Origin of the sequence: Streptomyces sp. NPDC058401 (assembly GCF_042722885.1) — a bacterium.
Lineage (GTDB): Bacteria > Actinomycetota > Actinomycetes > Streptomycetales > Streptomycetaceae > Streptomyces.
The window spans coordinates 102,120-112,665 of sequence record NZ_JBHXKA010000008.1 but is presented as its reverse complement, the minus strand read 5'-3'; the positions used below and the strand labels follow the sequence as shown (position 1 = coordinate 112,665).

10 protein-coding genes are annotated in these 10,546 nt (G+C 73.0%); 9 read left to right on the top strand and 1 reads right to left on the bottom strand.

From position 1 onward, the window contains the following. Positions 1 to 47 precede the first annotated feature (47 nt). Positions 48 to 1,136, bottom strand: coding sequence for a Gfo/Idh/MocA family oxidoreductase (locus ACFWNV_RS05080; RefSeq protein ID WP_383940652.1), 1,089 nt, complete (start codon positions 1,134 to 1,136; stop codon positions 48 to 50). A 109-nt stretch (positions 1,137 to 1,245) separates the two neighbouring features. Between ACFWNV_RS05080 and ACFWNV_RS05075 the strand changes: the two genes are divergently transcribed. The 9 genes from ACFWNV_RS05075 (at position 1,246) to ACFWNV_RS05035 (ending at position 10,500) form a co-directional block, all read left to right on the top strand. Further along, positions 1,246 to 2,316, top strand: a complete 1,071-nt coding sequence (locus tag ACFWNV_RS05075; RefSeq protein WP_383940649.1) for an ROK family protein — start codon at positions 1,246 to 1,248, stop codon at positions 2,314 to 2,316. A 534-nt stretch (positions 2,317 to 2,850) separates the two neighbouring features. After that, complete coding sequence (locus ACFWNV_RS05070; RefSeq protein ID WP_383940646.1) at positions 2,851 to 3,663, top strand: hypothetical protein; 813 nt, start codon at positions 2,851 to 2,853, stop codon at positions 3,661 to 3,663. A 38-nt stretch (positions 3,664 to 3,701) separates the two neighbouring features. Beyond that, positions 3,702 to 4,475 (top strand): GntR family transcriptional regulator, encoded by a 774-nt coding sequence (locus ACFWNV_RS05065; RefSeq protein WP_383940644.1) that lies wholly within the window; start codon positions 3,702 to 3,704, stop codon positions 4,473 to 4,475. Between the two features lie 147 nt (positions 4,476 to 4,622). Continuing rightward, a complete protein-coding gene (locus ACFWNV_RS05060; protein ID WP_383940641.1) occupies positions 4,623 to 5,744 on the top strand; it encodes a TIGR03364 family FAD-dependent oxidoreductase in 1,122 nt (373 codons plus the stop codon). 5 nt (positions 5,745 to 5,749) lie between these two features. After that, positions 5,750 to 6,496: a phosphonatase-like hydrolase gene (locus ACFWNV_RS05055; protein ID WP_383940638.1), complete on the top strand. Its 747-nt coding sequence runs from the start codon at positions 5,750 to 5,752 to the stop codon at positions 6,494 to 6,496. Next, a complete protein-coding gene (locus tag ACFWNV_RS05050; RefSeq protein ID WP_383940635.1) occupies positions 6,493 to 7,542 on the top strand; it encodes an ABC transporter ATP-binding protein in 1,050 nt (349 codons plus the stop codon). The genes ACFWNV_RS05055 and ACFWNV_RS05050 overlap by 4 nt, the downstream gene beginning before the upstream one ends. Continuing rightward, entirely contained in the window at positions 7,535 to 8,539 is a 1,005-nt protein-coding gene (locus tag ACFWNV_RS05045; RefSeq protein ID WP_383940632.1) for a 2-aminoethylphosphonate ABC transporter permease subunit, read from the top strand. The genes ACFWNV_RS05050 and ACFWNV_RS05045 overlap by 8 nt, the downstream gene beginning before the upstream one ends. Beyond that, positions 8,526 to 9,323 carry an ABC transporter permease gene (locus tag ACFWNV_RS05040; RefSeq protein ID WP_383940630.1) on the top strand — a complete coding sequence of 266 codons (798 nt, stop codon included), beginning with the start codon at positions 8,526 to 8,528 and terminating at the stop codon, positions 9,321 to 9,323. The genes ACFWNV_RS05045 and ACFWNV_RS05040 overlap by 14 nt, the downstream gene beginning before the upstream one ends. 82 nt (positions 9,324 to 9,405) lie before the next feature. Beyond that, entirely contained in the window at positions 9,406 to 10,500 is a 1,095-nt protein-coding gene (locus ACFWNV_RS05035; RefSeq protein WP_383940628.1) for a 2-aminoethylphosphonate ABC transporter substrate-binding protein, read from the top strand. Positions 10,501 to 10,546: the final 46 nt, after the last annotated feature.

Sequence of the window (10,546 nt, the reverse complement as noted above, 5' to 3'; positions counted from 1 at the left end):
GGCGCCTCCCCTTCCCCTTTTCCCCGGCCGGCCGGGGCCCGAGCGCCTCAGACCTTGACCGTGCAGCCGTCCCGCGACGACAGGCGGGCCGCCTCCAGCACGTCCAGGCAGTGCGCCGCCTCCAGGGCCGTGACGGGGGCCGGGCCGCCGTCGCGCAAGGCCGCCGCCACGGCCGCGTAGTACGCCGGGTAGTCGCCAGGCGCGGTCCGTACCGGCGTGCCCCCGCCGGTCAGCGGCGATTCCCCGGAGCCCAGCCGGCCCCACAGGTGCTCGGGCTCCTCGCCCCAGGTCCGCTCGGGGTCGCCGGGCCGCAGGCCCTCGCGCAGGGCCCCCTCCTGCGGGTCCAGTCCGTACTTGACGTAGCCCGCGCGCGAGCCCAGTACCCGGAAGCGCGGGCCCAGCTGGGCCGTGGTCGCGCTGACATAGAGGTGGGAGCGGACCCCGCTCGCGTGGGTGAGGGCGATGAAGGTGTCGTCGTCCGCCTCGGCGCCCGGGCGGCGCACGTCGGCCTCCGCGTAGACCCGTACGGCAGGACCGAACAGCACCAGCGCCTGGTCCACGACATGGCTGCCGAGGTCGTACAGCAGCCCGCCGATCTCCTCGGGGGCGCCGGACTCCCGCCAGCCGCCCTTGAGCTGCGGGCGCCACCGCTCGAAGCGGGACTCGAAGCGCTGCACCTCGCCCAGCTCGCCGTCCGCGAGGAGGCGGCGCAGGGTGAGGAAGTCGTTGTCCCAGCGGCGGTTCTGGAAGACCGACAGGAAGGTCCCGGTCCGGTCGGAGAGCGCGGCCAGCTCGCGGGCCTCGGCGGCGGTGGCGGCGAGCGGCTTGTCCACGACCACCGGGATGCCGGCCGTGAGGGCGGCCGTGGCGAGGGGGACGTGCGTCTTGTTCGGGGAGGCGATGACGATGAGGTCGGGGGCGGGGCTCTGGGTGAGCAGCTCGGTGGCGGAGGCGGCGATCCGGACGTCCGGGTAGGCCTCGCGGGCCTGGGCGGCGCGGCCCGGGTCGGAGGTGACGACGGTGTCGAGGACCAGGCCCTCGGTCGCGGAGACCAGCGGGGCGTGGAAGACGGAACCGGCCAGGCCGTAGCCGACGAGTCCGACGCGGAGGGGGGAGGCGGGGGCGGAGGCGTTCATGGTTCTACTTTGGCAACACTGTTGCTTAAGTGCAAGGAGGGTGGACAATGGCCAGGTGGACAGGGGTAGCAGGGGTAGCAGGGGTGAGGCGAGTGGTGGCGGCGCGGGCGTGAATCTGCCGGTGCTGCGCGGGCACAACGACGCGCTGGTACTGGACCTCCTGCGCGGAGCCGGACCCGCAGGCCTCGGCCGCGGGGACCTCGCGGCGCGTACGGGACTCACCCCGCAGGCGGTCAGCAAGATCGCGGCGCGGCTCCGGGGCGAGGGGCTGGTCGCCGACGCCGGACGCGAGGCGTCCACGGGCGGCAAACCGCGCACGCTGCTGCGGCTGGTGCCGGAGGCGCGGTACGCGATCGGGCTGCACCTGGACCGCGACGAGCTCACGGCGGTACGGGTCGACCTGGCGGGCCGCGTCGTCGACGGCGGGTGCGTTCCGCTGGACTTCGGGGCCGGGCCGGAGGCGGTGGTCGAGGAGGCGGTGCGGGCGGTCGGGCGGCTGCGGGTTGGTGGCCTTGACCGGCCGGTGCTCGGGGTCGGCGTGGCCGCGCCGGGGCCGCTGGACTGGCGGACCGGGGTGCTGGGGCGGGTGACGGGGTTCCCGGAATGGGAAGGGTTCCCGTTGCGGGAGGTGCTGGAGGGGCGGTTGGGGGTGCCCGTGCGGGTGGACAAGGACACCAACGCGGGGGTCGCGGCCGGGGCCCGCGCCGGCTTCGGCGGGGCCGGCTTCGGGGAGGCCGTGGCGTACGTGCACGTCGGCACCGGACTGGGGGCGGGGCTCCGGCTCACCGGCGGCGGAGAGATCTACCGGGGGCGGCGCTCGGCGGCGGGGGAGTTCGGGCACCAGGTGCTGCAACTGGACGGGCCGGCCTGCCGGTGCGGGGGGCGCGGGTGCGCGGAGGTGCTGTGCCTGGACGCGGTGGCCGGCGGCCGGCTGGAGGAAGCGGCGCGGATCGTGGGGGAGGCGGCGGCGAACCTGGTCGCGCTGCTGGATGTGGACCGGGTGCTGCTCGGGGGGCGGGTGGTGGCGGCTGCGCCGGGCGTTTTCCTGGCGGGGGTGCGGGAGGTTTTGGGGGCGCGGGCGTTTGTGGGGGGTGCGGTGGGGGTTGGGCTGGCGGAGGGGGGTGTCGCGGAGGGGGCGGCGGAGTTGGTGCTTGGCCCGTTGTTCGGGCGGGGGGAGTGAGCGGGCCTGGCGGTGGCCCCCTGGCCCTTGGCCCTGCTGGCCCTTGCCCTCTGGCTCCTGGCTGGGGTGTGGCGGGTGCGTGTCGGTGGGCTGGGCCCGGCCTTGCCCGTCCCGTTCCGGGTGGGGATGGTTGGCCCTGCGGGGCGGAGTCCCCTACCCGCCCTTCCGCCGTTCCCCGGGCTCTGCCCGGACCCCGGTCCTCAAGCGCCGGACGGGCTGGGAGGGGGGTGCCGGGCTGCGCCCGGACCCCTCCTGGGGCCTCCGCCCCAGACCCCGGTCCTCAAACGCCGGACGGCTGGATTGGCTGCGTCCGGCTGATATCGCTGCGCCCGCCCCCTCTGGATCCCTCCGTGGTGTCTGGTCATGGTGTGCGCCGAATGGGGGGAAAGCGGGGGAAGGTGGGCGTGGTGCTGGACAGGGGGTTGGGTGGGCGTGGGAGGGTGCGGGCAAGGCCGGGGTGATTGTCGGGTTGTGTGGCAATCGTTTTATGGGTCGTTCGGTCGTTCGGTTGGCGTCGGCGAGTAGGGGTTCCTCATGCGACTGCGCAAAGCCCTTGCCCTGGCAGCCGTCTTCGTGGCTGCCGGCGTCCCCACCGCATCGGCGGACATCGGCAACGGCGGCGGAGCCCGGCCCGCGCCCGCGCTGCCTTCGCGGGTGGAGGCCAGCTGCGGTGACGGGAAGGGCACGCAGTTTCCGATCGGCGCCCGGATCCGTGGTGGGCCGGCGGTGTACCGCACCGGCGGTCAGGCGCAGACCTGGTACCTCGACCTCACCAACACCACCACCACCCAGTGCACCGCCATCCACCCCGTCGTGGTCTTCACCGACCCGGCCCACGCCCTGCGCCCCGCCCATTTCCGGATGGAGTTCGACGCCCCCGGCGCGGCCGCGGCCGCCCCGGGGCACGCCCTCCCCGTGAGCCTGGAGCGCACCGACCGGGACGAGATCGTCGCCGTCTTCGACGGCGGCGACGCCTTCTCCGGCTTCACCGTCGGCCCCGGCGGTTCCGTGACCGTCCCCGTCCGGCTCGCCTTCGCCGCCGATGCCCCGCGCGGCGAGGCCGTCGCCGACGCCGCGCTGGTCCAGCGCAAGGGCGACGACGGCGACTGGATCGGCGAGGCGGGCGGCTACCGGTTCGAGGTCCAGGGCCCGGACGCGGACGCGGACACGGGCACGGACACGGCCACGGAGATCGGCGAGGCCGGAGCGCTGGCCGCGACCGGCCGCACCCCGGGGTCCTGGGTGTACGGGGCCGGCGCCGCGGCCGCCCTGGCCGGCGGCGGCGGACTCCTGATCGGGGCCCGCCGACTGCGGCGCAAGGGGCAGCAGGGCCCGCAGTCCTCGTAGGGAAGTTCCCGTAGCGGCGGTCCACGTAGAGTCCGAGGGTGGAAGAACCGACCGCGTACGCGCACCACCACCAGCCCGGCCTGCCCGTCCGCTCCGGCATTCCCGAGCACGGCCGCATCCCCAAGTACTACGCCGTCAAGGCCCGCATCGCCGGGCTGCTCGACGAGCTCGGCGAGGGGGGACTCCTCCCCACCGAGCGCGATCTCGCCGAGCAGTACGAAGTCTCCCGCGAGACCGTCCGCCAGGCCCTGCGCGAGCTGCTGCTGGAGGGCCGGCTGCGCCGCTCGGGCCGTGGCACCGTCGCCGCCGGGCCGAAGCTCGAACAGCCCCTGTCGCTGGCGAGTTACACCGAGGGCGTCCGCCGCCAGGGGCGTACCCCGGGCCGCCACCTGATCGGCCTGGAATGCTTCCCCTGCCCGGCCGCCGTGGCCCCCGGCATCGGAGCCGAGCCCGGGGAGCCGGTCTGGCACCTGGAACGGGTGCTGCTCGCCGACGAGGAGCGGGTCGGGCTGGAGAGCACGTACGTCCGGGTCGCCCGCGCCCCCCGCCTCGACGTCGATTTCCAGCCGGACTCCTCCTTCTACGGCTACCTCCACGACAGCCTCGGCATCTCCTTCGGCGACGCCGACGAGAAGCTGGAAACGGTCCTCGCCACCCCCCGCGAAGCCCTGTTGATCGGTACCCCGCCCGCGCTCCCGATGCTGCTCATCCACCGTTTCTCCCGGGACCGGGAGGGCAGGCCGCTGGAGCGGGTGCGTTCTCTCTACCGTGGCGACCGGTTCAGCTTCACGACCCACCTTCAGCCCGAATAGTCCCTACCAAGGCCCCCGTATGAGATCAAAGAGGGCGAACTCGCATCACGGAACGGTAACGGGTCTAGTCCAAGCGTCGGAGGCTGTTCACCGGGTCGTCGCCCGGGGGATCCTCCGGGGTCACGGACCGCCGCCACCTTGGAGCACGTGAGAGTCATAGTCGTCGGAGGCGGCGTGGTAGGCACCATGCACGCCTGGCAAGCAGTGGAACGCGGCCACGAGGTCGTCCAGATCGAGCGAGAAGCGGAGGCCCGCGGCGCGTCCTTGCGTAATTTCGGCCAGATCTGGGTCAGCGGCCGGGCCGGGGGCGAGGAGCTCGACACCGCCCTGCGGGCCCGCGAGCTCTGGGAGTCGATCGGTGAGCGGGTGCCCGGCCTGGGCTTCCGCGCCATCGGCTCGCTGACCCCGGTGCGGGGCTCCCGCGAGTACGCCGTCGCCGAGGCCGCCGTGGCCCGCCCCGACGCCGCCGCCCGCGGCTACAAGCTGGTCACCGCCGAAGAGGCCAGGGCGCTCAACCCCGCCCTGCGCGGCGCGTTCGAGGCCGCCCTGTGGTGCGAGCGGGACGCGGCCGTGGAACCGCGCACCGCCCAGCTCCACCTGCGCGAAGCCCTCAAGGCGTCCGGCCGCTACACCTTCCTCCCCGGACGGGAAGTGCGCGAGGTCGTCGGAAGCGGAGCCGTCCGCGACGACCACGGCGACGTCCACCGGGGCGACGCCGTGATCCTGGCCACCGGGGCCTGGCTCTCCGGCCTGGTCCGCGAACTGGTCCCCGAGCTGCCCGTGCGCCGTGTCCGGCTGCAGATGATGCAGACCGCCCCGCTCGGCGAAACCCTGACCACCTCGGTCGCCGACGCCGACAGCTTCCGCTACTACCCCGCCTACACGAGCGAAGCCCTCGACGAACTCAACGCCGAGCAGGCCCAGGCGCCGATCGCCGCCGCGCACAAGATGCAGCTCCTGATGGTGCAGCGCCAGGACGGCGGACTGACCATCGGCGACACCCACGAGTACGAGCACCCCTTCGCGTTCGACACCCTCGAAGACCCCTACACGCACCTCACCGAGGTCGTCGAGTCCTTCCTGGGCCGCCCGCTGCCGCAGATCCGCCGCCGCTGGGCCGGCGTGTACGCGCAGTGCACCGACACCACCCGCGTCGTCCACCGCCAGCAGGTGGCCGACGGCGTCTGGCTGGTGACCGGGCCCGGCGGGCGGGGCATGACCTGCTCGCCCGCCATAGCCGAAACCACCGCGAACGAACTGGGCTGGTAAGCACCATGACCGACACCGAGATCGAGACCAAGACCAAGACCAAGACCGACACCCGCCGCCTGATCGTCCTCGACATGGCCGGTACCACCGTCGCCGACGGCGGCCTCGTCGAGCGCGCCTTCGAGCGGGCCGCCGAGCGCCTCGGCGTCGAGCCGGGCAGCGCCGACCACGCCGCGAAGCTCCAGTACGTCCGCGACACCATGGGCGAGTCGAAGATCTCCGTCTTCCGCCACCTCTTCGGCGCCGAGGACCTCGCCCAGCGCGCCAACTCCGCCTTCGAGCAGGCCTACGGGGAACTCGTGGACGGCGGCCTCATCGCCCCGATCCCCGGCGCCCGCGAGGCCGTCGAAAAGCTCCGCGCCGACGGCCGCACCGTGGTCCTCACCACCGGCTTCGCCCGCGTCACCCAGGACGCCATCCTCGACGCCCTCGGCTGGCACGACCTGGCCGACCTCACCCTGTGCCCCGCCGACGCGGGCGGCCGGGGCCGGCCCTACCCCGACATGGTGCTGGCCGCCTTCCTGCGCACCGGCGCCGTGGCCGACGTGCGCGAGACCGTGGTCGCCGGCGACACGGCGTACGACATGCTCAGCGGGGTCCGCGCCGGCGCCGGGATCGTGGCGGGCGTCCTCACCGGCGCCCATGACCGCGCGGCCCTGACCGGGCACGGCGCCACCCACGTCCTGGGCTCCGTCGCCGAACTCCCCGCCCTCCTCGCGCGGTCGGACCAGGAGCGGGAGCCCGGCGCGTGAGCGGCATCCGCTTCGACTCGGTCTCGGTCGCCTACGGCGGCAACACCGTCCTGGACTCCCTCGACCTGACCGTCGAGCCCGGCGAGGTCATGGCGCTGCTCGGCCCCTCCGGCTCCGGCAAGACCACGGCCCTGCGCGCGGTGGCCGGCTTCGTCCGGCCCGCCTCGGGCCGGATCCTGATCGGCGGCCGGAACGTCACCGCGCTCCCGCCGCACAAGCGCGGCATCGGCATGGTCGTCCAGCAGTACGCGCTGTTCCCGCACATGCGCGTCGCGGACAACGTCGCCTTCGGCCTGCGGGCGCAGAAGGCGGCCAAGGCGGAGATCCCCGGCCGCGTCGCCGAGGCCCTGGAGATGACCGGGATGGCGGCCTACGCCAAGCGCTACCCCCGCGAACTCTCCGGCGGGCAGCAGCAGCGCGTGGCCATCGCCCGCGCCCTCGCCATCCGCCCCGGGGTCCTCCTCCTGGACGAGCCGCTGTCCGCGCTCGACGCCCAGCTGCGCTCCGGGATGCTCACCGAACTGGCCCGCCTGCACCGCGAACTCCCCGACGTGTCCATCCTCTACGTCACCCACGACCAGGTCGAAGCGCTGACCCTGGCCGACCGGATCGCCGTCATGGACCAGGCCCGCCTGCAGGACTGCGGCACCCCGCAGCAGCTGTACCGGGCCCCGCGCACCGAGTTCACCGCCTCCTTCGTCGGCAACGCCAACCTGCTGCCCGTCACCGTCGCCGACGGGGGCGCGCTCTTCGCCGGGCACCCCCTCACCCTCGACCCCGGCCGCGCGGCCGCCGGCGCCACCGCCACCCTGTGCGTACGCCCGCACCTGCTCGGCCTCGGCGCCGGCCCCAACGCACTGAGCGGGACCATCACCGAGGTGCAGTGGCGCGGCTCGACCCACCGGCTCTACGTGGACATCGAGGGCCACCGGGTCAAGGCCGACCTGCCCGAACTGCGCGAAACCCCGGCGCTGGGCGACCGGGTCACCCTGCACTTCGAGCCCCGCGACGCGGTCCTCCTGTCCGCGGGGGTCACCGATGGCTGAGGCCACGGACCGGCGCACCCCCGGACCGGCAGCCGCCCCCGAAGCCGCGGTCATACCCCACCAGCCCCACCAGCCCCACCAGCCCCACCAGCCCGTACGAAGCCCTGCCCCCGGCCCGCCCGAAAGCCCGGCCGGAGCCCCCGACGGCTTCGCGGCGAAGGCCGCACGTGCGCCCCGTAGCGTGCCCGGCTGGCTGTGGACCGTGCCTCCCGTCGCCGTGCTCGCGGTGGTCTTCCTCTACCCCCTCGCGCTGGTCGTCCAGCAGTCCCTGTCCCCCGAGAACGGGGGCGGGCCCTTCGACGCCTACGCCTCGGTCTTCGCCTCGCACTCCTTCCGCGAGGCGCTGGGCACCACGGTCTGGCTGGCCGTCGGCGCCACCGCCGGCTGCCTGGTCCTCGGCTTCGCGCTCGCGCTGGTCATCGCCTTCGTCCCGTTCCCCGGGGCCCGCGCCGTCGCCAAGTTCATCGACGTCTTCCTCTCCTTCCCCTCCTTCCTCATCACCCTCGCCCTCCTCTTCGTCTACGGCACCGTCGGCATGGCCAACGGCCTGTGGACCGACACCTTCGGCGTCGCCGAGGGGCCCTTCCACTTCCTGACCACCCCGTGGGGCGTCCTCCTCGCGGAGATCACCTACTTCACGCCCTTCGTGATGCGCCCGCTGCTCGCCGCCTTCTCCCAACTGGACACCGCCCAGCTGGAGGTGGCCTCCTCGCTCGGCGCGAAGCCCGGCCGCATCATCCGCCGGGTGATCCTCCCCGAGTCCCTCCCGGCCCTCGCCGCCGGCGGCAGCCTCGTCCTGGTCATGTGCCTCAACGAGTTCGGGATCGTCCTGTTCACCGGAGCCAAGGACGTCACCACGCTCCCGATGCTCATCTACGGCAAGGCGATCCTCGAATCCGACTACGCCGCCGCCTGCGTGGTCGCCGTCGTCAACATCGTGATCTCCGTCGGCCTGTTCGGCCTCTACCGGGTGGTGAGCAAGCGTGCTGGTGCATAGCAAGAGCGGCCGCTGGGCCGCCTGGAGCCTCTTCGGCCTCCTCTTCCTGCCCCTCTTCGCCCTGCCGCTGCTCGTCGTGGTCGCCGCGTCCTTCTCCACGCACTGGTCCGGGGCCTTCCCCTCCGGCCCCACCACCGAGAACTACGCCGCCGCCGTCCGGGGCGAATCCCTCCGGGCCCTGACCACCTCGCTGCTCACCGCCCTGGCCGCGAGCCTGATCGCGCTCACCGTCGGCACCTGGGCCGCGCTCGCCGCCGCCGGACTGCGCAAACGCGGCAAGGCCGCCCTGGACGCCCTGTTCGTGCTGCCCGTCGCCGTGCCGTCCGTGGTCGTCGGCCTCGCCGTGCTCGTAGCCTTCAGCAAGCCGCCGCTGCTCCTCAACGGCACCAGCTCGATCGTGATCCTGGCGCACACCATTCTTGTCACGGCGTTCGCCCACCAGTCGGTTTCGGCTGCCATCGTGCGTCTCGACCCCGCGTACGAGCAGGCGGCGGCCTCCCTGGGCGCCCGCCCCGCGTACGTGCTGTGTCGGGTCAAGCTGCCCCTCCTGCTGCCGTCGCTCACCGCGGCCGCCGGGCTCTGCTTCGCCCTGTCCATGGGCGAGCTGAGCGCCACGATGATGCTCTACCCGCCGGACTGGATGCCCCTCCCGGTCCGGATCTTCACCGCCACCGACCGCGGCTCGCTCTTCAGCGGCTCCGCCGTCGCCGTGGTCCTCATGGCCACCACCCTGCTGGTCCTGCTGGCCGTCTCCCGCGTCCGCACCAGGGCCACGTACCGCTAGACCTCCTGCCGGATCCCCTGCCGGACCCCGGCCGCACCCTGCTGTTTCCCCTGCTGACTCCCTTTCCCCGTAAGGAAGTTCCATGCCCAGCAACAGACTCCTCCGCATCACCGCCGCCGTCACCGGCAGCCTCGCCCTCACCGCCGGCCTCACCGCCTGCGGTGGTTCGTCCTCAGGGGGCTCCGCGGACTCCGCCGACACCAAGGGCGGCGGCGAGAAGGTCGTCACCGTCTACAGCGCCGACGGCCTCAAGAGCGACAAGGGCGACGGCTGGTACGACAAGGTCTTCGCCGACTTCACGAAGAAGACCGGCATCGAGGTCAAGTACGTCGAGGGCGGCTCGGGGGAGATGGTGCAGCGCGCCGTCCGCGAGAAGACCAACACGCAGGCCGACGTCCTGATCACGCTGCCCCCCTTCATCCAGCAGGCCGACGGCAAGGGCCTCCTCCAGGCCTACACGCCGCAGGGCGCCGACAAGGTCAACGGAGCGAACAAGTCCGCCGACGGCAAGTGGACTTCGGTCGTCAACAACTACTTCGGCTTCATCTACAACAAGAAGGAGCTGACGGCGGCCCCCAAGACCTGGGAAGAGCTGCTCGACGCCAAGTACAAGGGCAAGCTCCAGTACTCCACCCCGGGCGTCGCGGGCGACGGCACCGCCGTGCTCATCAAGGCGATGCACGACTTCGGCGGCAAGGAGCAGGCCAACGCGTACCTGAAGAAGCTCCAGGCCAACAACGTCGGCCCGTCCTCCTCCACCAGCAAGCTCGCGCCGAAGACCGACAAGGGCGAGCTGCTCGTCGCCAACGGCGACGTCCAGATGAACTTCGCGCAGTCCAAGTCCATGCCGAACCTCGGCATCTGGTTCCCCGCCAAGGACGGTGGCCGGCCCACCACCTTCTCCCTCCCGTACGCGGCCGGCCTCGTCGACAAGGCCCCGCACACCGAGAACGGCAAGAAGCTCCTCGACTACCTGCTCACCGAGGACGCCCAGAAGCTGGTCAGCGGTGTCGGCGGCGGCTTCCCCGCCCGCACGGACGTCAAGCCCACCGATGCCAATGCCGTCGAACTCACCAAGCTCATGACCGGAGTCGAGATCTTCGAGCCGGACTGGGCCGACATCGACAAGAACCTCACCGGCTACGTCGACGCGTGGAAGTCGGCCACCGGAAGCTGACTGGTCGCCTCCCGGTCACCCACGACCGGGATAGTGACGAGCGGAT